Here is a 21529-nt window from a genome sequence, read left to right as displayed (position 1 = left end):
CACCGTCCATTGTCCCGCGCCCGCGCAAGTAGGCGTGTGACGCAGGTCAATGGGGCTCTCTCAACGGGGCCGCCACCCCACCCGATGCTCGGCGAGCCGCGCCAACAGGGCGTGATTCGCCTCCCAACCATCCGGGCTGCATTCATTGGCCGCCTCCGGCGGCGTGCCGCGGTATCGATATGCCGCTGCCGCGGTGGGCGTCCGGCAGATGGATGGCGCCCTGAGCAGCCCTGATGGCGTGAGTGCGGTTCCTTTCACGGCCGCCACCCCACCCGATGCTCGGCGAGCCGCGCCAACACCGCGTGATTCGCCTCCCAACCATCCGGAAACTTCACCACCGTGCCCAGCTGCACCGGCTCCGTCGACGGATAGTCGTCCAGCAGCTCGCTCACCCCGGCCCGGCACACCACGATGCACGCATGGCGGTGGCGGGAGGCGAGGACGCACAGGCGGCCCGTCTCCAGGTGGAAGGCGGTGGCGTCGGGGCGGCCGGAGAGGGGGTGCAGGACCACGGTCACGTCGTACTCGCGGCCCTGGAGACGGTTCGCGGTGTCCACGGTGACGTCCGCCACGCCCAGCTCGGCCAGTGCCGCCCGGACCGCCGCCGCCTGGTCCCGGTGCGCCGTGCCGACCGCGATCCGGTCGGCGGTCAGCGGCGCCGGATCCGGCGAGCGCTCCGACGTCGCCGCGCCGCCCCGGTCCAGGAGGCGCCGTACGACCGCCGCGACCGCCCGTACCGCCTCGGGATCCGTGCGCGGGGTGTGCCGGGCGGGCAGCTCCAGCAGGCCCCAGCCCGATTCCGCCGCCTCGTCGATCACCCGGTCGGGGCCCGAGCCGTCCGACGGGACCGCGAAGGCCAGGTGGCGGTCGCCGTGGTCCGTGCCGCTGCGGAACGGCGTGTACGGGTAGAAGGCGTCGGAGACCAGGGGCGCGGCGGACGCGGGGAGGCGCCAGGAGACCGGCAGGCGGTGCTGGGGGAGGGTCGGATTGTGGGCCAGCAGGGTGGTGACGGCGGACGCCGACGGGTCGTACGACAGCCCCGCCCACTGCTCGCTGCCGACGATCGCGAAGGGGTCCAGCTGGCCCGGGTCGCCGACGAAAAGCGCCCGTTCGAAGAGGCCGGCCACCGCGAGCAGCGAGTCCGAGCGCATCTGGTACGCCTCGTCGACGATCGCGTGCCGCCAGGGCTCGTCGACCTTGACGTGCCCCCACTTGGCCGCCGTGGAGATGACGACCGCGAGCCCGCCCAGCTCCGCCGCCTTCGCCGACTTGCGTACGTTCGGCAGGTCGTCCAGCGCCTTGTCGTACGGGTCGGCGTCGCTGCTGTGCAGACGGCCCACCGGCAGCTCGGGGTTCTTCTCGGCGAGCCTCAGCACCAGGTCGTCGACCTGGGCGTTGGTCTGCGCGACGACCATCAGCGGGCGCCCGGCATCGGCGAGTTCCAGGGCCGCGCGGACGACGAGCGTGGACTTGCCGGCGCCGGGCGGGGAGTCGACGACGACACCGCGCGCGGTGCCGTGCAGGGTGTCGTGGAGGATCGCGTCGGTGGCCTCGGTCGCCGCGGCACCGGGGTCGAACACGGCGGTCACAGCACGTCCTCCTCGGTCAGCGGATCGGCGGCCTCGGATGCCTGCTCGCCGGGCGGCCCGCCGTGCGTCCACGGCGTCTCCTCCGGGTCGGGCAGCTTCGCGCCGCCCCGCTGCTCGTGCTCGAACAGCGTGAAGCAGACCAGGTCGCCCTTCTCCGGCACGGATCCCTCCTCCGGCTCCTTGCCGCGGCCCATCTTGTCCAGCACCCGCAGCACCACGTACGCGCCGCCCCCGTCCTCGACGTCCCCCTCGTACCCGACGAACTCCGCCGACTGCGGCTTCCCGCCCAGCGACCGGAACACCTTGGCCCGCTCGCCCAGATGCGGCCGGTCGTCGGTGCGGACGGTGACCAGCGGGCGCGGGCTCGGCCGCTTGCCCTCGCTGTACGCCATCACGACCTCGGTGACCTCGCCCGCGAACGCCTCCCCGGTCAGCCGCCGCCCCGCCATCACCAGCGGATCGTCGAGCGCCTCCTGCGCCTCAAGTCGGGCCTGTTCCCGCTCGCGCGCGGCGAGCTTGTTCGCGGCGGTGACCGCGTCGTCGCGGCGCGGCTGCGGGGGCTCACCCGCGAGGACGCGGTCGCGGTGGCCGGTGAACGACCAGCGGTCCCGGGTCCACCGCTCCTCGACCCGGCCGGCCTCCGGCAGCTCCCGCAGCAGGTCGAGGCCGCGCCACACCGCGTCCCAGGTGGGCCGGGTCCGGCTCTCGACCAGGGCGCGGATCTCCCGCTCGGCGGCGGTGAGGTCACCGAGCCGGTCGTCGGCCTCCAGCCCGTCCTCGGCGGCGGCGAGGGCGGTACGCGCGCGGTCGTAGCGCTCGATGGCGGGGGCGAGCAGCTTGTTGTCGAACGCCGGGTCGGTCGCGGGACCGGCGGGCGGGCACAGCAACTGGCCCTGGGCGTCCCGCGCGAGTTCCGCCCGCAGCGCCGCCTCGGCACCCGTCTCGCCCTCCGGCGGGGCGATCCAGGACAGCAGCGCGCCCAGGTGCTGGTCCTCCAGGGTGGACTGGCCGGTCGTCCAGTGCCGGGACAGCACGTCCGTCATGGCCAGGAGCAGCGAGGAGCCGGGCACCCGGGCCCGCTCGCCGAAGTGGGTCAGCCAGCGACCGAGCAACGGCACGCGCGGGGGCGCGGGGTAGGGGGTCTCAGGGTCCTGCTCCGCCGTACGCCTGAAGCGCATGGAGCGGCCGAGAAGCCGTACGAAATCGATGCCCGCACGGCTCGGCACGATCAACTGCGGGGCGTCCGCGCACAGTTCGACCTCGACCTTGACCCGCTTGCCGGTCTCGGGGTCGGTCTCGTTGCGCTCGGCGGCCTCCACGTCATCGGCGTAGGTGTCGATGTACGGCAGCACGATGTCCGCCAGCTCGGACAGGAACGCGAACCTGAGGTCCCGGTCGCGCGGCTGCGGTACGACCAGCAGGTGCGGGGCGTCCCGGTCCGTGCCGACCAGCGCGCCGAGCGGGGCGCCGGCCTCGCCCGCGGTGGTGAGGGGCACGAAGACCAGGGGGCGGTCGGACAGACGCCGGTGGCGGACGGTGGCGGCGGGCTGGGCGCGGCCCGTGCTGACGGCTTCGAGGCGGGCGAGGGTGGCGATCAGAGACACGGGGCCACCGCCTCCTGGCCGAGGGGCAGGGTGTCCCGACCGGGATCCCGGGTTCCCTGGCCGAGGGCCTCGGCGCGCAGCCGCGCCGCCCTGCGCAGGGCGGCCACCGCCGGGTCGTCCGGGTCGCCGGTCTCGCCGCGGGCCGCCGACAGGACGTCCTCGACGGTCGTCAGGCCGCCCAGCTCGGCCCGTACCGAACGGCCCAGCGACGTCACCGCGCCGGACGCGCGGGAGCGGGCGCGGCAGTGGAAGGCCAGCTCGCAGGCGGACAGGCACTCGGGTGCGTACGTCGCCGGGACCGACTCGACGGCGGCCGTGAGGTCGGCCGTGGGCAGGTCGGGGGAGAAGCAGGTGCCGGTGGGGAGGGCGTCGGCGATGTCCTCGATGCGGGTGAGGCGGGCCAGCTGGCGGGCGGTCACCGCGCGCTGCTTGCGGATGTCGACGGCCGAGGCGGTGGGGAGGTTGGAGAAGTCCTTGGGGCAGACGAGGAGGACCCGGTGGCGCACGCGCGGGGCTGGATCCAGCCGGGCGGCGACCTGCTCCAGCGCCAGCACGTACACCGCCGCCTGCCGGGCGGCCGCGCCCACCTTCGCCGGGTCCGCCGAGCCGTCCAGCATCGGGAAGGACTTGATCTCCACGACCGTCCAGCTGCCGTCCGGGTGCACGACGACCGCGTCCGGCTCCAGGAAGGCTGGCGTGCCGGCCACGTCCAGCGCGAGCATCGGATGGTCGAGCAGGGTCCACTCGCCGCTCGCCTCGGTGGCCTCGCGCAGCGCCAGCGCCGTACGGGCCGTCCGGCCCTCGGGGCCGGTCGCGGTGAGTTCGGGCACACGCGCGTGGGCGGGCGGTTCGGCGGTGCGGTCCAGTTTCTCGTGCACCAGGCGCAGCAGCTCCGCGCCGCCGTCCGCCTTGACCTTGGCCTCGAAGGCGTTCCCGCGCGTGAGGGCGAACTGCGACTGCCCGAACGCCGACGGCGAGCCCAGCGCGCTCGCCAGCGCCGCCTTGTTCACCCCGGCGCCGTCCAGGATCGCGCGCCGCTTGCAGCCGGGGTTGGCGGCGAGGGCGGCCAGGGCGCGCGCGTCCAGCGCCTTGGCCGGTACGTCGGGGCCGCGCAGCTCAGCGAGCCGGTGCCGGAGCGCCGTCCCCCGCATCCTGGGGAGAGGCACTCGGCTCGGCTCCGGATCCGAGGCGGGACTCGCGCTGCCGTGGAATTCGCTCACCCGCGGAAGTCTGGCATCCGCCACTGACATTTGAGGAAGTTGTGGTGCCGGAGCCGACCGGGACGGGGTCGCCGGAGTCGACCGCGACCGTGTCACGGGGGCCCTGCGCGACCGTGGTGGCCGTCGCTGCCGCCGCTGCCGTCGCTGCCGTCGTGGCGGCCGCAGCGGGCACGACCCGTGCCGCGAACCGGGCCCGCGCCCGGTCCATGGTCCGCATGACGTACGGCGCCAGCAGCAGCCCGACGCCCATCACGGCGGCGCCCGCGAGCGCGTCGAGGAAGTAGTGGTTGGCGGTGCCCATCACCACGATCGTGGTGATCAGCGGGTAGGCGACCGCGGCCACCTTCGTGAGCCGCGTCCCGCCGAACCGCCACAGCATCACGCCGCACCACAGCGCCCAGCCGACGTGCAGGCTCGGCATGGCCGCGTACTGGTTCGTCATGCCGCCCATGCCCCGGGGTGCGCTGGCCTCGCCGCCCCACCAGCCGTACGAGCTGTACTGGGCCATCGTGTCCACGAAGCCGTAGCCCTCGGCGAGCAGTCGGGGCGGGCAGGTGGGCAGCAGGGTGAAGCCGATCAGGCCGATGAAGGTCGACGTCATCAGCCAGGTGCGGGCCGCGCGGTAGTGCACGGCGCGCGATCTGAAGAGCCAGACCAGGAGCACGGGCGTGATGAGGTAGTGCAGCGACGCGTACCAGAAGTCGGCCGGGACGCCGATCCAGGGCTCGCGGGTGAAGAGGCGGTTGAGGGGGTGTTCCGCGTTGAGGAACAGGGCCTTCTCGATGTCCAGGATCGCGATGCCGTGGTCCACGGCGTGGCTGACGTCGCCGCGGGCGAGGAGGCGCCCCGCCGAGTAGCAGGCGTAGACCAGCAATATCAGCGGCAGCTCGGTCCACCAGCGCAGGCGGGTCCGCGGCGTCGCCTCCACGCCAGCTGTCTCGGCGTGCGGCATCCGATCGCCTCCCCCTTCTCTTCGCGGCGCCCCGGTCGACCGGTCGTACCACTTTACGGTGTATGCGGGCGCCCCCTGCGGGCGCCCTGGCCCTCAAGACGCGTAGATCGCCCGCCCGGTTGCCCCGGCACAGCGTGCGCGATGATGGAGGGGTTCCGCCTCTCATTTCTCCCGGAAGGCCCCTTCCATGGCACCGCGCATCCTGTTGGCCCGGCACGGACAGACCGAATGGTCACTGTCCGGCAAGCACACGGGCAGGACGGATGTGCCGCTCCTGGAGGAGGGCCGCAGGGGCGCGAAGCTCCTCGGCGAACGTCTGTACAGGGCGCCGTACGACGGGCTGGCGGGGGTCGAGGTGCGCACCAGCCCTCTCGCACGCGCGCGTGAGACGTGCGAGATCGCCGGCTTCGGCGAGCGCGCGCGTGCCTGGGACACGCTCATGGAATGGGACTACGGCGCGTACGAGGGCATGACCCCGGCGGACATCCAGGCCGTCCGGCCCGGCTGGCTCATCTGGCGCGACGGCGTGCCCGAGGGCGAGACCCTGTCCGAGGTGACGGCACGGGCGGACGAGGTGGTGGCGTGGGCGCGTGAGGAGGACCGAGACGTGCTGGTCTTCGCGCACGGGCACATACTGCGGTCCATAGGCGCGCGCTGGCTGGGCCTCCCGCTCGACTTCGCGGCCCGCATCCGCCTGAACCCGACGTCCCTGTCGGTGCTGGGGTGGGCGTACGGGGAGCCGGCGATCGAGAGCTGGAACGACCTGGGGCATCTCGCGGCCTAGCTCTTGGCAGGCTGAACCGGTCATGCCGTACCGGTCAGGCCGTACCGGTCAGGCCGTACGGGTCACGCCGTACGCGGCGCCGAGGCATGCCGCTCCAGGAACGCCGACACCCCGCCCGCCCGCCGGTGAGGCAGCAGCACCCGCGCCGTCCCCGCCAGCATCGTCTGCACCCGCGAGGACTGCACCTGGTCCAGCAGATCCAGCACCCGCATCCCGGCCGCCGCCGCCTCGTCGGGTCGTCCGCCGCGGGCCAGGTCGTCAGCCAGTTCCGCCATGTACAGCGCGATGTTGCGCGTGAAGTGCGGATCCTGCAGCTGTGCCGCCCGCTCGGCGTGCCGTGCCGCCCGCCGCCAGTTGCCCAGCGTCGACCAGCACTGCGCTTCCAGGACCTCCAGCTCGGCCTCGCCGTAGAAGCTCATCCACTCGGGGTCTGAGTCCGAGCCGCCCCGCGCGAAGAGGGCCTGCGCGCGGGCGAGGGCCTGTGCGCAGCCGGTGCGGTCGGCGAGCCCGGCCCAGCCGCCCGCCTCGCGCAGCGCGAGCAGGGACATCAGGCGGGAGGAGCCCAAGGGCCGCGCGGCGCGTTGCGCGGCCTGCGCAGCCCGCACGGCCTCGCGGGGCCGGCCCGTGTCCCGCGCGAGGAAGGACGTATTGCAGAAGGCGTGCGCCTCCAGGGCCGGGTCCCCGGCCATTCGGGCCGTCGCCAGCGCCTCCGCGTAGTGCGAGCGAGCGTCGTCGAACCGCCCCGAGTCGTGCGCCAGCCATCCCACCGAGATGGCCAGTTCACCCGCGCTCGAGTGGAGCCGGTCGCCGATCGCCTGCCGGGTCGTACCGGCGTCGAGCAGCGCGTAGGCGGCGCGCAGCGGGGTGGCCGCACGCCGGTAGAGGCCGTCGGCGCCGTGCCGGTCGTCGAGCAGCCGGATATGGCGTACGGCTTCTTCGAGCGCGTCCGCCTCGCGCCCCCCGACATGTCGGACGGGACGCTCGGCGGCCGCGGCGTCGAAGGCGAGCCCCAGGGGGCTCAGCGAGGCGGCGGCCACTGTGGCGCCCCCGCCGGTCATGAATGCGCGACGCAGCACGTCGCTCTCCTCGTGGATCTCGTGGTTCTGGTGGTTCTGCTGTGCGCCGTACGGGTCGTGGGGGTCGTACGGGTCCTGAGGGTTCAGCGGGTCATACGGCTCGTGGGCTCCCCACGTCTCACTCGAGGTGCGCGCCGGGATCGTGGTGTGAGTGGGGAGCGCGTCCTCGTCGGCATGCGCCCGGCGTCCGCGTACGAACGAGCGGGGCGCGAAGCCGAGGTCGGTGAGCGTGCGGCCGGGGAACATGTGCAGGAACACCCGTTCGTACGCGTAGTTGGGGCAGCGGATCTCGCCGGCCTCGACCCGCCCGACGTAGCGCGCGTCACAGCTGACCTGCTCGCCGATCTCGTGGGCGGCCCGTCGCACCGCTGCGGCGAACTCGGCCGGCGAGCGCTGTCCGCGCAACTGCCGGAACGCGAGATTCGGCCGCGGCGGCCTGGGGGTCTGGGACGAGGTCAGCTCTGACGACGCCATGGCCGGGTCCTCTCGTGCGAACCGTCGAACCATGCCGGGACGAGGACGAGTTGGACCGAACAATCCGTCTGGTGCCCTTGTCTCCGGCGGGCAAGAACGTACCTGCTGTAGCGGAGCCGCCACGCAGGGTTTAGCTACAAACCGGATATCTCATACGTGATCTGCCATGAACTGCCATCCTTTGCGGCGCACTTCCGCCGTAGCCGTTGACGCCGCCCCGCGTTGAACTCTTCGGACTGCAAAAGGGGTTCCGTGGTGGAGGTCGGGATGGAGACCAGCCAGAGCATCGTTCCTCGTACGCCGATGAACACGGCGGGGCATGCGCCGACCGCGGAGTGCAGCGAGCCGCCGGGCGCGGGCTGCGACGTGGTCACCGTTCCGGCGCGGCAGGGGCTGGAGGCGGTCGACATCCTGCGCCGCGGGGCCGGGGAGGGGGACGGCGTGGGTCCCGTCCTGCACGACGACGGTGGCGACACACTCGGCTTCGTGGTCCCGCCGGGCACGGCTGCCGCCTGGGACATGCCGGGCAGCACCTGTACGGAGACCGAGGGCCGGGGGCTGCGCCTCAACCTGGACCCCGAGCCGCCGGTCGAGGGCTCGGACTGGCTGCTGCCGCCCGGCGAGGCGGACCTGGCCACGGATCCCGCCGCGCTGCGGGCGGCGCTGGGGGAAGCGGCGCGGTTGATCGAGGCGGCCGACAACTGCCGGTGACCCGGCTGCCCGGGCGGCACTGCCTGCCACCTGTGACAATGACCCAATGAGGAAGTCCAGGAACGTCCGGCGTCGGTCGGTCACGGCCGAAGCCGTCGTCGAGCGCGTCGACGGTGGGCTGGCCGAGCTGATACCCGACCCGGACCGTGCCCGGGCGTGGACGCTCCTGATCGACGGAGCTCCTCAGTCGCACGTCGATCTGGACGACCCGGCGTACCTCTCCTTCGAATACCAGCGGCGCCTGGGGCACGTCATCGATCTCGTCGCCCCGCCGGGCAAGCCCGTCCACGCCGTGCACCTCGGCGGTGGTGCGCTGACTCTCGCCCGATACGTCGCCGCCACCCGCCCCCGCTCCACCCAGCAGGTCGTCGAGCGGGACGCCACCCTTGTCCAACTGGTCCGGCGCGAGCTGCCGTTGGATCCGAACGCCCGGATCCGCGTGCGGTCGGCGGACGCGCGCGACGGGCTCGCCAAGGTGCCCGACGCCTGGGCCGACCTCGTCATCGCCGATGTGTTCAGCGGGGCTCGTACACCCGCCCACCTGACCTCGACGGAATTCCTCGACGACGTCCGCAGGGCGCTGAAGCCCGATGGCGTGTACGCCGCCAACCTCGCCGACGGGCCGCCGCTGACCCATCTGCGCGGCCAGATCGCCACCTCCGGCGCCCGCTTCGGGGAACTCGCCCTGGTCGCCGACCCGGCCGTACTGCGCGGAAAACGCTTCGGCAACGCCGTCCTCGTCGCCTCCGACCGCCCGCTTCCGCTCGCCGAACTGACCCGCCGAGCCGCCTCCGACCCGCACCCCGGCCGGGTCGAACACGGCAAGGCGCTCACCGACTTCACCGGTGGGGCCGTACCCGTGACGGACCTCGCGGCGGTGGCCTCCCCGGCCCCGCCCCCGGCGGTGTTCCGGTGACTCAGTAGTTCCCGATCTCCACCCGCGGCGGCCCGTCGTGCCAGGTGCAGAACACCGACACCCGGTCCGCGCCCGCGCTGAACTCCACCCGGATCCACGTCTCCGTCTTCCACACCTGCATCGACCAGCCCGCGCCCGGGGTGGCCGAGACGAGGGTCGCGGAGCTCTCACCGATGTCGAAGACCACCCGGCCGCCGTCGGTGTCGTAGCTCTTGACCTGGCCGGACGCGGTGGCCGTCGGACTGGGGCGCTGCGTCGGCGAGTTCGAGGGGGCCGGCGTGCGGGGCGTCCCGGTCGGCTTCGGAGAAGGAGCCGAGGAGTTCGAGGGGCTCTTGGACGGGGTCGGCCGATTCGTCGACGACGCCAGCGGCTTCGACTCCTGCGTGGTCGCGTCGGCCGCCGTGATGGGCAGGGCGCGCGGGCGGTCGTACACCGTGCCCGCCATCACCGTGTGGACACCCCACCACGACAGCGTGACCGCCGCGCCCGTGGCGAGCGACCAAGCCAGTACGTGTACGAGTCCTCTGCGCATCGCGGGCCATACTGCCTCACGCGTCGCAGCGGTGTCGCGCCGTCGCCCACAGGTCCCGAGATGCCCGCAGAGGTCCCGTTGTCCACAGGGACGGAGTTGTCCACAGGCCCGGACCGGGCTCGGGCGCATGGCGTACGGTGCGGCGCATGGCAAGTGTGCTCGTGGTCGAGGACGACCAGTTCGTACGCTCGGCGCTCATCCGGCACCTGACCGATGCCACGCACACGGTGCGCAGCGTCGGGACGGCGCTGGAGGCGCTGCGCGAGGTCGCCCATTTCCGTTTCGACGTGGTCATCCTGGACCTCGGTCTGCCCGATCTGGACGGCTCCGAGGCCCTGAAGATGCTGCGCGGCATCACGGACGTACCTGTGATCATCGCCACCGCACGGGACGACGAGGCGGAGATCGTCCGGCTGCTGAACGCCGGGGCGGACGACTACCTGACCAAGCCGTTCTCCGTCGAGCACCTGTCGGCCCGGATGGCCGCCGTCCTGCGCCGCGCCCGGTCGGGCAGCGCGGAGGCCGCCCCGTCGAGCGTGCTGCGCGTGGGCGGCCTGACCGTCGACCCGCTGCGCCGCCAGGCCGAGCTGGACGGGGTACCTCTGGACCTCACCCGCCGCGAGTTCGACCTGCTCGCCTTCCTGGCCGGACGGCCCGGTGTCGTCGTCCCGCGCAAGGAACTGCTCGCCGAGGTGTGGCAGCAGTCGTACGGCGACGACCAGACCATCGACGTCCATCTGTCCTGGCTGCGCCGGAAACTGGGCGAAACGGCCGCCAACCCCCGCTATCTGCATACCCTGCGGGGTGTCGGCGTGAAGCTGGAGCCGCCGCGATGAGGTGGGCACTGGTCAAGGTCTGTCTGGCGGTCACCGCCATGGTCGTGGTCGCCTTCGCCGTGCCGCTCGGCCTCGTCATCAGGGAGATGGCCCGCGACCGCGCCTTCTCCAACGCCGAGCGGGAGGCCGCCGCCGTCGCCCCCGCGCTGTCCATCACCACCGACCGGGACCAGCTGGAGCGGGTCGTCGCCTCGGCCGGGTCGGACGCGGGCATGGCCGTGCACATACCGGCGTCCGGCGACTCGGCCGCCGTCGACCTCGGCCGGCAGCGCGCCGCCGCCGCGGACATCGCGACCGTACGACGGCTGGGCCGAGCCTCGACCACCGAGGTGCCCGGCGGGTCCACGCTGCTCCAGCCCGTCGCGCTGAGCTCGGGCGAGATCGCCGTCGTCGAGGTGTACGTCCCCGAGGCGGAGGTCACCAACGGCCTCACCACCGCCTGGGCGGTACTCGCCGGGGTCGGCCTCGCGCTGATCGTCGGGTCGGTCGCGGTCGCCGACCGGCTGGGCGTGAGGATGGTGCGGCCCGCGCAGCGCCTGGTCGAGGGCGCGCACGAGCTGGGGGAGGGCAAGCTGGGCGCCCGGGTGCCCGAGGAAGGGCCGACCGAACTGCGGCTGGCGGCGGTCGCGTTCAACTCGATGGCCGACCAGGTCGTCCAACTCCTCGCGAACGAACGGGAGTTGGCGGCCGACCTGTCCCATCGCCTGCGTACACCGCTGACCGTGCTGCGGCTGAACGCGGCCTCGCTCGGGGACGGTCCGGCCGCCGAGCAGACCAGGGCGGCCGTGGCCCAGCTGGAGCGCGAGGTCGACACGATCATCCGTACGGCCAGGGACGCCAAGCCGCAGACGGTGGCGGCGGGGCCGGGCGCCGGGTGCGACGCGGCCGAGGTGGTCCGCGAGCGCATGGGGTTCTGGTCGGCGCTGGCGGAGGACGAGGGCCGCAAGGTGCGGGTGGCCGGCGTGGACCGGCCGGTGCGCATACCCGTGGCCCGGGCGGATCTGGCGGCCGCGCTGGACGCCCTGCTCGGCAACGTCTTCCGGCACACGCCCGAGCGCACGGCGTTCGCGGTCGACGTGCACAACGGCGAGGACGCGGTGATCGTGCTCGTCTCGGACGCGGGGCCCGGCATATCCGACCCCGAGGCGGCGATGGCGCGCGGGCGCGGCTCGGGCAGTGCCGGGTCGACCGGGCTCGGGCTGGACATCGTGCGGCGCCTCGCCGAGTCGACGGGCGGTGACGTGCGGATCGGGTCGTCGGTGCTGGGCGGCACCGAGGTGCGGATCTGGATCCAGCTGGACGGGAGAGAGCCGGTGCGCCGGGGTCATCGGGGGTCGGTACGCCGCCGCCGGCCCGGCAGATTGGTCTCGACCTTTAACCGGCCCCGATCCCTCCCTTAAGTGCGTCCTAAGGCCCTCGACCCCCGTCCGGATCAGGCCTTTTGCCCGTTTCCGAATCGCTAGCGTGCTGCCGCACCCACCCCCGTGAACAGTGAGGCAGGCACCTGATGAGCACCCACCGGCGCAAGGTCAGTGGCAGGAACAAGGCGATAGGCGGCGCGGTCGCCGCGGCCGTGGTCGGCGGCGGTGCGGTCCTGTTCACCGGCACTGCCCAGGCCGCCGGAGTCGGGGCGGCGTACACGAAGACCAGTGACTGGTCGACGGGTTACACCGCGCAGTACGTCGTCACGAACACCAGCGGTCAGGCGGACCGGGACTGGACGCTGGAGTTCGACCTGCCGTCGGGCGCGAAGCTCGGCTCCCTGTGGAACGCCGAGTCGAGCGTGCGCGGGCAGCACGTCACCGTGACGCCGCCGAAGTGGGACACGGACGGCCTGGCGGCCGGTGAGTCGGTGACGGTCGGCTTCGTGGTCAACGGCACGGGCGCGCCGACCGGTTGTCTCATCGACGACGCGAAGTGCTCCACCGACGACAGCGCGACGCCGGAGCCGAGCGGCCGCCCGACACAGTCGCCGACGCCTACGGCGACTCCCCCTTCGACTCCCCGACCGTCCGCCACCCCGACCCAGCGCCCGACCCCCACCGCCAAGCCCTCGGAAAGCCCCGGCACCGGAACGGGATCCACCGCCGGCTTCGCCCCGTACATCGACACGTCCCTCTACCCGGCCTTCGACCTGCTGGCGAGCGCGCAGGCGACGGGCGTCAAGGACTACAACCTCGCCTTCGTCACCGACGGCGGTGGCTGCACCCCGAAGTGGGGCGGCGTCACGGACCTCGGCAGCGACGCGGTGGCCGCGCAGATCGGTGAGCTGCGGTCGAAGGGCGGCGACGTCCGCGTCTCCTTCGGCGGTGCGGCCGGCAGCGAGCTGGCGACGACCTGCTCCTCGGCGGACGCGCTGGCGGCGGCGTACGGCAAGGTCGTGGAGGCGTACAAGCTGACCAAGGTCGACTTCGACGTGGAGGGCGGCGCGCTGCCGGACAAGGCGGCCAACACCCGCCGCGCCCAGGCGATAGCCAAGCTCCAGAAGGCCCACCCCGACCTGGACGTCTCCTTCACCCTCCCCGTCATGCCGGAGGGTCTGACCCAGCCGGGCGTCGACCTCCTCGCCGACGCCAAGCAGAACGGCGTGCGGATCGACACCGTCAACATCATGGCGATGGACTACGGCCCCGCGTACAGCGGCGACATGGGCACCTACGCCGAACAGGCGGCCACCGCCACCCAGGCCCAGGTCAAGAGCGTGCTCGGCCTCTCCGACAGCGCCGCCTGGAAGACGGTCGCCGTCACCCCGATGATCGGCGTCAACGACGTCACCACCGAGATCTTCAAGGTCGACGACGCCACCCAGCTGGTGAACTTCGCCAAGTCCAAGGGCCTCGGCTGGCTGTCGATGTGGTCGGCCACCCGAGACAAGCAGTGCCCAGGAGGCGAGAAGCCGGCGGCGGACGCGACGTGCAGTTCGGTCCTCCAGGAGAAGTTCGCGTTCTCGAAGGCGTTCGCGGCCTACGGCAAGTAACGCCGAGCCGCCAAGAGACACCCACGACACGGGGGTTGCGCGCCCCGGCCGGTCTTCCCCCCCCATCCGGCCGGGGCGGGCGGGTCTTCCCTCAGTTCTTCTGGAGCGTGCGCGTCACGCCCGCAATGACGGCCGTGGTCAGTACCCAGCCCAGGGCGACCAGCGCGTAGGCCAGCCACTGCACACCGTCGTCCGTCCAGTACCAGGAGGAGCGCTGCCCCAGACCGCCGATGGGGATCAGGAGGTCGAGTGTGTAGACGAAGGGCTGGAACGGGGCGCCTTCGCCCGGCTTGACCGGCGTCGGAGAGTGCGCACGGAACACGAGCGTGCCCAGCAGGGTCAGCGCCAGCAGCCAGATGCCCGCCAGCCAGGGGCGGTAGCCGTAGCCGACGGTCGCGTCGAGCAGCTGCCCCCAGGCCCGTGCGGCAGGCCGCAGGGTGCGGCGGCGGTGCCGCTGCTTCGCCAGGAGGACTCGGCGGGCGTCGTCGTCATGACCGACCGTCCGGTACCAGAGGGCCAACTGCTCGTACGGTTGCGGACTGTAGCCCGGGCTGCGCCCTATCCACTCGAGCCGGCGGGTGACGGAACTCCGCGCCCCCACCGCCTCCCGGCGCTCGCCGGTCCCGTCCGTGGCGGCCACCTTGACGGAGCCGTACACGAACCCGTCCAGCTCCACCACCTCCGGCCAACTGTGCTCCCCCTCATGCAGGTACGACACCTGCGCGCCCCGCAGATCCACCACCCCGGACGGCGTCCTGGCGAGCGTGAAGTCGAAGTCGACGGCCTGCATCAGCATCCCCACCAGGGCGGGGCCGGCGCCGTCGGGCGGCCCGTTCAGGACGGCTCCCTCGAAGGTCAGACTGTCCCCGATCCGAGCGCTCCGCAGCCGTACGGTTCCGTTCGCGGTGAAGCCCTCGGACAAGTCGAGCTTCGCCACCGTGGCGTTGTCCAGGGCCAGCGCCACACCGCGCGTCGCGGGCTGCTCCAGACGAGCCCCCCTCATGAACAGCCCGCCGGTCAACTGAGCCCCCAGGAACCGCATCTCACCGCGTGCGACGAACCCGCCCTGGCAGAAGAAGCCGCCTTCGACGACGGCTCCGCCGGCGGCCAACGCCCAGCCTCCCGGCGCACTGATCTCGGCCCCGTTGAGGATCACGCCACCGGTCACCCGGGAGTTGGTGAGCGACAGCGCGGTGATGCTGCGGTGGAAGAGCGAGGGAGCACCGCTCTCCAGGACGGAGCGCCGCAGGACGAGGTAGCCCTCGACCACCGCCGATCCGGCTTCGAGGCCGGGCACTCGGCTCGCCGCGATCATCAGCGCCTGCGTCGACGCTCCCATCAGGTTCACCGACCCCTCGAACCAGCACTCCTCGATCCACAGCGCGTGACCGATCTGCGCGCCGGCCAGATCGAGATGCCCGGACACCCGCGCCCCGGCAAGCCTCAGCACCGCGACGGCTCCCGGCTGCGGGGCGTTCGCACCCAGCAGCAGCGCCGCGATCACGGCGGCGCGGACCGTACGGTCGGGCCCCCACCCCGCCCCTCCGGCAACGCGGTCGTCCTCGGGTACACCGGTGCGCAGATCCACGGGGCGCCCTTCGGGGAACGCATCCCACAACTCCCGCTCCGGCGGCGTCAATTCGGCGTATGAGAGCACCCGTGCAGGGTAGGCATCTGTCCCGCGCGCAGCGACCACGGGCGCGTAACCGGTCATCCGTAAGCCGATGGGGCAGGGCGGTGGGGCTGCGAGTGGAGCGGCGATTCTTCATGGCGTTGGGCAGCGGCAGGTACTGCCATCTGCCGGACGAAGAACAACTGGGCCACGTTCCCGCGGATGTCTCCCTGACGACCGAACTCTTCGAAGGCTTCGGGTACCAGGCGGTGCTGCCGGGACTCGGGGAGTACGACGGGGCCGAGCAGATACGCCAGAAGCTGCGGCACTGGTCGGCCGACACGTCGCTGACCCACGACGACGTGGTGGTCGTGTACTTCGCGGGACACGGACTCGTGCAGGAGCGCGACCGGCACTACCTCCTGTGCTGGGACTCCCAGGAGGACGACCCGGCCACCACGGCCCTCGCCACCGAGGACCTGGTGCGGATCCTGTGCCGGGGAGACCTCCGGCACCTGCTTCTCATCCTCGACACCTGCGCGGCCGGTGCGGGCAGTGCCGAGGCGGCCGGGGTCGCCCTGCAGTCGATCGCCTACCGGTACGGGGGTGCGGGAACGGCCAGCGGGCTGTGGTTCCTGGCATCCGCCCGCCGCAAGGACATCGCCGAGGACGGCGCCTTCGCGACCGCCCTGCGGACCTCCGTGGAGATCATGACGGGTCGTACGGGGCAGCGGCAGCAGTACGTGGACCTCACGGAACTCGTCAAGGTGGTCAACGAGTGCTTCGACGGCGAAGGGCGCGGCCAACGCGCCGAACTCGCCAGTGGTCTGGTCACCGGCCTGGCGCCCTTCCTGCCCAACCCCGGCTTCCGTGAGGAGTTGCCGCCCGTCGGCACCGACCTCGAAGTGCAGCGCAGGGTGGCGGCCCGGGATCTGATCGAGCACTTCGGCCCCCGTTCCCGAGGTGTGGAGTTCGAGTCCGAGCAAGGGCTCTACTTCAGCGGGCGAGTGCGGGTGCTGACCGAACTCGTGCGGTGGCTCACCGCCGAGGACGGCGACAGCAGGGGACGGGTCGTCACCGGAAGCCCCGGGTGCGGCAAGTCGGCGGTGCTGGGCAGGATCGTCGCCCTGTCGGACGCCCAGTACCGTGCGCGGTTCGAGCTGACGGACGTCGATCCCGCCACCGTGATCCCCGAAGACTGTGTCACGGCCGCCGTGCACGCACGGCACAAGCGGCTGGAGGAGGTCGTCGAACGGATCGCCGCCTTCCTCGATGTCGAAGTGGACGGCACGGCGGCGCTGCTCCAGGAGCTGACCCGCCGGGGCCGCCAGGGAGCACCGATCGTCATCGTCGTCGACGCCGTCGACGAGGCGGGATCGGACACCGCCGCCGACGCCGGCGGGCACGGGGAGCCGCGCCGCATCACCCGCGAACTGCTGCGCCCGATGTCGGAGATCCATGGGGTACGCCTGCTGGTCGGTACCCGGCGCGAACTGGTGACACCCCTCGGCCCCACGTTCACCTGCCTCGATCTCGACCTCCCCGCCTACTGCGCCGACGAGGCGGACGTCACCGGATACGTCACCAAGGTGCTGCTGGCATCCGAGGAGCCGGAGGTCCGCACCCCGTACCGGGGCTTCCCGCACCTCGCCGAAACCGTGGCCAGGGGAGTGGCCGCCCGGGCCGACGGTGTCTACCTCTACGCCAGGACGACGGCTCGCACCCTGAGATCCGACTGCTCCGTCGTGGACGTCTCCCGTGCGGGGTGGGAGAGGGCGCTGCCCAGCGAGGTGGGCGAGGCGTTCGACGACTACCTGGCCAGGTTCGGTCCGGACGAGCCACGGGTGCGCCGCATGCTGCTCCCGCTCGCCTTCTCCGAGGGCAAGGGCCTTCCCCGGGGGCATGTGTGGACCACGCTCAGCTCCGTGTTCTCCGGCGCCGAGTGCACGGAACAGGACGTCTCCTGGCTCCTGGACGTCGCCGGAGCCTATGTCGCGGAGGTCATCGACGACGACCGGCGCTCGGTGTACCGGCTGTATCACAAGGCGCTGGCGGAGCATCTGCGGGCGACCTTCGGCCGACCGGCCGCAGAGATCCAAAGTGCCGTCGTCGATGCCCTGGTGAGCATCGCACCCCGGGTACCCGGCGGCGACCGGCCCGACTGGTTCGCGGCGCCACCGTACGTCCGTCGGCACCTGGCAACGCACGCCGACGCGGCGGGCACTCTCGTCGATCTCGTCGATGACCCAGGGTTCCTGCTGGCCAGCGAACCGCTCAGCCTGTTGCGGGCGCTCGCCTCCATCGAGGGCGAACGCGCCAGGCGGGTGCGGACCGCGTACGAGCAGGTGGCACATCGGTTGACGGCCGACCGTTCACTCGGCGGTCGAGCGGCCGATCTGCAGCTCTCGGCACGGCGCTGCGAGGCCGACGAACTCGCGGACCGCATCGGCCGACTCGGCGTGGAGCTGCCATGGACCGCACGCTGGGCCTGGTGGTCTGCGAGCGGCGCGCACCGACTGCTGAGCGGGCACACGAAGGGCGTCACCTGCGTGGCCGTCGGCGATCTCGACGGGCGGCCCATCGCGGTGACCGGCGGTCTCGACAGAACGGCGCGGATCTGGGACCTCACCACGCAACGGCAGATCGGCGATCCGCTGCCGGTCGGCATCGCCGTGAGTGCGATCGCCATCGGGGACATGGAGGACTACACGGTCGCGCTCACCGGCGGCGTCGACGGAACGGTGCGGATCTGGGACCTCTCGGCCGGACAGGAGTACGGACAGCCGCTGCGAGGGCACACCAACCGCATCGAAGCCATGCGGATCGGCGCCCTCGACGGCCGCCCCGTCGTCCTGACGGCCAGCCAGGACGGCACCGCGCGCATCTGGGACCTGGTCGAGCGGAGACAACTCGGCTGCGACCTGGCCGTGCACAAGCGCACTGTTCTCGACGCCGCTCTCGGCGAGCTCGACGGGCGTCCGATCGCGGTCACCGGCGGCGAGGACAAGGCGGTCTACGTCTGGGACCTGAGCGACTTGTCGGCCGGAGGCGACCCCCGTATCGACGGCAGCCCACTGCTCGGCCCGGCGGAGGCGGTCAGCGCCGTGTGCCTGGGCCGGCTGGACGACCGCACGGTCGCGCTGGTGGGCGACAAGTCCGGCATGCTCGGCCTCTGGGACGTGGCCGAACGCCGCCAGATCGGCGAACAGGTGGCAGCTCATCGCTACCTGGTGCGCAGTGGAGTCGCCTCCGCTGTGATCGGTGACTTCCAGGGCCGTCCCGTGGCCCTGACCGCCGGGGCCCACGACGCCCGGCTGTGGGACTTACGGACGCTTCGTCAACTCGGCCCTCCGCTGCGCGGGCACGTCTACGACATCAACGCGGCCGCGCTCACCGACCGGGGGGACGCGTCGCTGGCGGTCACGGTCGGCGACGACCGCACCGCCCGCATCTGGGACCTGTCGAGCGACCAGCCGGTGGACGGCCACACGGGCCAGGTGCTCTCGGTGGCTCTCCATGACGTACGGGGACGTCCCCTGGCGGTCACGGGCGGGAACGACGGGTCGGCTCGGCTGTGGGATTTGCGCACCCGTCAGCAGGCAGGACCGCCCATGGAGGGCCATCGCGGTCAGGTGCGTGCCGTGGCCATGGGCGACGTCGGCGGGCGTCTGCTGGCCGTCACCGGAGGCGCGGACAGCACCGTACGGCTCTGGGATCCGCTGCGGGGCGAGGCACTGGGCCCGCCGCTGAGGGGGCACACCAACGTCGTCCGGTGCGTGGCACTCGGCACGCTGGCAGACGAGCCGGTCGTGGTCAGCGGGGGAGAGGACGGCACGGTCCGGATCTGGTCCGCACGCGGCGGCACCGCGATCGCGCCCCCGCTCGCGGGCCACATCGGCGCCGTACACCATCTGGCGATCCGCTCCACCCCCCAGCACCTGGAGATCGCCATCGCCACCTCGCTCGACCACGCCTATGTGTGGCGGGTGAACGGCAGTGAGACGGGCCGGCCGAGCGGACCGTTCGCGCACTTCGACATCGAGGACCTGTCACCGACCGCGATGGCCGTGGGCGTGGCCTTCCACGATGGCCGTCCGGTCGTTCTCTCCAGCCGTGAGGGCAATGGACTGTACGTCCACGACATCGCCACGCATGCCGTCGTCAGCGGCCCTCTCCTCGGCCACACGAACTTCATCAGGACGGGGACACTGGCGCGGGTCGGCACGACCACCCTGGTGGCGTCCGCCGCCCTCGACAACACGGCACGTGTCTGGGATCTGGAAACCGGCACCGCTCTGGGCCCACCGCTGGACGGCCTGGTCCGGCTGGGCGGCACGGAGGACCCCCCGGCTCCGGCGCTGGGGCGGGTGGACGGCGTTCCCGTGGCCATCACCGCCTCCTCGCGCGAGGTGCGGGTCTGGGACCTGACCGCCATGCAGCCCGTCGGAGAGGCGCTGTGCGGTACGGATCACTCCTTGGTCTCGGTGGGCGTCGTCCCCGCTGCCGACGGTGGCCAGACCGTTGTCACAGCGAGCATCGACGGGACGGTACGGTTCCACGGGCTCGGCGATGGGCTGCAGACAGCCGCCCACATCGTGTCAGCCGTCGGCACGGTAAATGACGCGGCCACTGACCACGTGGACGGCGAGACGGTCGTCGTTCGCAGCGGCTGGATGCACGCGGAGGCCTGGGCTCTGGAACCCCGCCGACGGCTGGGTCGACGGTCCGGCTCATCCACACAGGTGTGCGTGTATGCCCCGGACGGCAGATCCGTAGTGGTGACCGCCGACACCGACCACGTACTGCACGCTTGGGACCTGCACACCCAGTCGCCCATATGCCCGCCGATGAACGGTCACACGGCCCTGGTGCTCGGCTTACGAGCATGCAGGGTCGCAGATGCCGATCTCGTCGCAAGCGCTTCGGGTGACGGAACCGTCCGGCTATGGAACCTGCGCACAGGCGAGCCGTTCTCGGAACCCCTCGCCGGCCACAGCAGAGGCGCCTACAGCGTCGACTTCGCCCACCTCGACCGCGACATCATCGTCTCCGGCGCCGGCGACGGCCGACTCCACTTCTGGGACCCGTCCGACGGAACCGACATCGGCGTCGACCTGGAGCCGTTCCCGTCAGCCGTCCGTGCCCTCCGAGTCGCGGAAATCCACGGAGCACAAGCACTGATCGCGGCCGACGGCTACGGCGTCGTGCGGGTGTGGGACATGGAGTCCCCCACCTGGTCGGCGGAACTCGACATCGGCAGCAGCGTCGCGGATGTGGCCGTGGGCGGGGACCGGGTCTGTGTGGCGACGTACATGGGCGCCGTCGTGCTCGGCGTCCACCTGACCAAGTCCGGCGGAGAGAGGGGGAATGCGTCGTGACCCGTGTCGTCCTCGTCCACGGCATCGCCCAGCAGTTCAGAGGCGGCCAGACGCTGCTCGCCGACTGGTACCCGGCGCTGTGCGACGGCGTCGCCCTGGCCGACGGACCCCGCCTCGACCCCGACGACGTGGCCATGGCGTTCTACGGAGACGTGTTCCGCCCGCCCAGCCACCGCGGACTCGGCATTCCCGAACTCGACGCCGGTGACGTCGAGGAGGGCCTGGAACGCGAACTGCTCCTCCAGTGGTGGGAGACGGCGGCCGGCGCGGAGAGCCGGGTTCCCGGACCGGAGGCCGCCGCGCGCATGCGCACTCCGGATGTCGTGCAGCGGGCACTCAACGCGCTGAGCCACTCCGCCTTCTTCGCCGGAGTGAGCGAACGGCTGATGATCCACAGCGTCCGACAGGTCCGTCGCTACTTCACCGAGCCGGAGCTGCGCGAACAGATCCGGGAGCGCTTCGCGTCCGCGGTGACCGGGAGCACGGAAGTGATCGTGGCCCATTCACTCGGTACCGTGGTGGCCTACGAGACGCTCTGCGCCCGCCCGGACTGGCCCGACCTCACCCTCGTCACCCTCGGCTCTCCGCTCGCGGTACCGCGCCTCGTCTTCGACCGCCTGCTGCCGAAACCCGCGCAGGGACAAGGGCGTTGGCCCGCCCCGGTGAGCCGTTGGAGCAACATCGCGGACCGGGGAGACGTCGTCGCGCTCACCAAGGAACTGGCTCCGCACTTCGGCTCCCGCGTGACCGACACCCTGGTGCACAACGGCGCCAAGGCACATGACGTCCGCCCGTACCTCACCGCTGCGGCGACGGGGCGGGCGATCACGGACGGCCTGCGAGGCTCGTAGCGGCCCGACCACCAGGG

At 72.3% G+C, this 21529-nt stretch carries 15 protein-coding genes; 8 read left to right on the top strand and 7 right to left on the bottom strand.

Annotated elements, in window-relative coordinates; all coding sequences use genetic code 11:
- Nucleotides 1-254 precede the first annotated feature (254 nt).
- Genes ACIA8X_RS06795 through ACIA8X_RS06780 form a run of 4 tightly spaced genes read right to left on the bottom strand, consistent with a single transcriptional unit; the run spans nucleotide 255 to nucleotide 5365 of the window.
- Nucleotides 255-1589 (bottom strand): AAA domain-containing protein, encoded by a 1335-nt coding sequence (locus tag ACIA8X_RS06795; protein WP_393457566.1) that lies wholly within the window; start codon nucleotides 1587-1589, stop codon nucleotides 255-257.
- Nucleotides 1586-3193 carry a hypothetical protein gene (locus tag ACIA8X_RS06790; protein ID WP_399457913.1) on the bottom strand — a complete coding sequence of 536 codons (1608 nt, stop codon included), beginning with the start codon at nucleotides 3191-3193 and terminating at the stop codon, nucleotides 1586-1588. Before ACIA8X_RS06790 ends, ACIA8X_RS06795 begins: the two co-directional genes overlap by 4 nt.
- The gene (locus ACIA8X_RS06785; protein ID WP_393457572.1) at nucleotides 3184-4359 is read right to left on the bottom strand and encodes a hypothetical protein; all 1176 of its coding nucleotides are present in this window, start codon (nucleotides 4357-4359) and stop codon (nucleotides 3184-3186) included. Before ACIA8X_RS06785 ends, ACIA8X_RS06790 begins: the two co-directional genes overlap by 10 nt.
- Entirely contained in the window at nucleotides 4310-5365 is a 1056-nt protein-coding gene (locus ACIA8X_RS06780; RefSeq protein ID WP_399457912.1) for a phosphatase PAP2 family protein, read from the bottom strand. The genes ACIA8X_RS06785 and ACIA8X_RS06780 overlap by 50 nt, the downstream gene beginning before the upstream one ends.
- Before the next feature lie 187 nt (nucleotides 5366-5552).
- Between ACIA8X_RS06780 and ACIA8X_RS06775 the strand changes: the two genes are divergently transcribed.
- Complete coding sequence (locus ACIA8X_RS06775) at nucleotides 5553-6149, top strand: histidine phosphatase family protein (RefSeq protein ID WP_393457578.1); 597 nt, start codon at nucleotides 5553-5555, stop codon at nucleotides 6147-6149.
- A 62-nt stretch (nucleotides 6150-6211) separates the two neighbouring features.
- On the opposite strand, the gene ACIA8X_RS06770 is transcribed toward ACIA8X_RS06775, so the two are convergent.
- Nucleotides 6212-7699 (bottom strand): hypothetical protein, encoded by a 1488-nt coding sequence (locus tag ACIA8X_RS06770; protein WP_393457581.1) that lies wholly within the window; start codon nucleotides 7697-7699, stop codon nucleotides 6212-6214.
- Nucleotides 7700-7966: 267 nt separating this feature from the next.
- On the opposite strand from ACIA8X_RS06770, the gene ACIA8X_RS06765 reads away from it, so the two are divergent.
- Together ACIA8X_RS06765 and ACIA8X_RS06760 are read left to right on the top strand one after the other, a co-directional pair.
- A complete protein-coding gene (locus tag ACIA8X_RS06765; protein ID WP_393457584.1) occupies nucleotides 7967-8410 on the top strand; it encodes a hypothetical protein in 444 nt (147 codons plus the stop codon).
- A 46-nt stretch (nucleotides 8411-8456) separates the two neighbouring features.
- Nucleotides 8457-9326 carry a spermidine synthase gene (locus ACIA8X_RS06760; protein WP_399457911.1) on the top strand — a complete coding sequence of 290 codons (870 nt, stop codon included), beginning with the start codon at nucleotides 8457-8459 and terminating at the stop codon, nucleotides 9324-9326.
- 1 nt (nucleotide 9327) lies between these two features.
- On the opposite strand, the gene ACIA8X_RS06755 is transcribed toward ACIA8X_RS06760, so the two are convergent.
- Complete coding sequence (locus ACIA8X_RS06755) at nucleotides 9328-9858, bottom strand: hypothetical protein (protein ID WP_399457910.1); 531 nt, start codon at nucleotides 9856-9858, stop codon at nucleotides 9328-9330.
- Between the two features lie 146 nt (nucleotides 9859-10004).
- Here ACIA8X_RS06755 and ACIA8X_RS06750 point away from each other — a divergent pair, with 146 nt between their 5' ends.
- The 3 genes from ACIA8X_RS06750 (at nucleotide 10005) to ACIA8X_RS06740 (ending at nucleotide 13671) form a co-directional block, all read left to right on the top strand.
- Nucleotides 10005-10694, top strand: a complete 690-nt coding sequence (locus ACIA8X_RS06750) for a response regulator transcription factor (RefSeq protein ID WP_393457593.1) — start codon at nucleotides 10005-10007, stop codon at nucleotides 10692-10694.
- Nucleotides 10691-12094 carry a sensor histidine kinase gene (locus tag ACIA8X_RS06745; RefSeq protein ID WP_393457596.1) on the top strand — a complete coding sequence of 468 codons (1404 nt, stop codon included), beginning with the start codon at nucleotides 10691-10693 and terminating at the stop codon, nucleotides 12092-12094. The genes ACIA8X_RS06750 and ACIA8X_RS06745 overlap by 4 nt, the downstream gene beginning before the upstream one ends.
- A gap of 107 nt (nucleotides 12095-12201) precedes the next feature.
- Nucleotides 12202-13671, top strand: coding sequence for a cellulose binding domain-containing protein (locus tag ACIA8X_RS06740; RefSeq protein WP_393457599.1), 1470 nt, complete (start codon nucleotides 12202-12204; stop codon nucleotides 13669-13671).
- 91 nt (nucleotides 13672-13762) lie between these two features.
- Here the strand turns inward: ACIA8X_RS06740 and ACIA8X_RS06735 are convergent, their stop codons facing one another.
- The gene (locus tag ACIA8X_RS06735) at nucleotides 13763-15328 is read right to left on the bottom strand and encodes an oxidoreductase (RefSeq protein WP_393457602.1); all 1566 of its coding nucleotides are present in this window, start codon (nucleotides 15326-15328) and stop codon (nucleotides 13763-13765) included.
- An 80-nt stretch (nucleotides 15329-15408) separates the two neighbouring features.
- Here ACIA8X_RS06735 and ACIA8X_RS06730 point away from each other — a divergent pair, with 80 nt between their 5' ends.
- Nucleotides 15409-20661: a caspase family protein gene (locus ACIA8X_RS06730; RefSeq protein WP_393457605.1), complete on the top strand. Its 5253-nt coding sequence runs from the start codon at nucleotides 15409-15411 to the stop codon at nucleotides 20659-20661.
- Nucleotides 20658-21512, top strand: coding sequence for a hypothetical protein (locus ACIA8X_RS06725; protein WP_393457608.1), 855 nt, complete (start codon nucleotides 20658-20660; stop codon nucleotides 21510-21512). The genes ACIA8X_RS06730 and ACIA8X_RS06725 overlap by 4 nt, the downstream gene beginning before the upstream one ends.
- Nucleotides 21513-21529: the final 17 nt, after the last annotated feature.

It is taken from the genome of Streptomyces sp. NPDC051738 (genome assembly GCF_044453205.1).
Taxonomy (GTDB): Bacteria; Actinomycetota; Actinomycetes; order Streptomycetales; family Streptomycetaceae; genus Streptomyces.
Note: the sequence above shows the minus strand (reverse complement) of the source record. Positions and strands in the feature narration are given on the sequence as shown.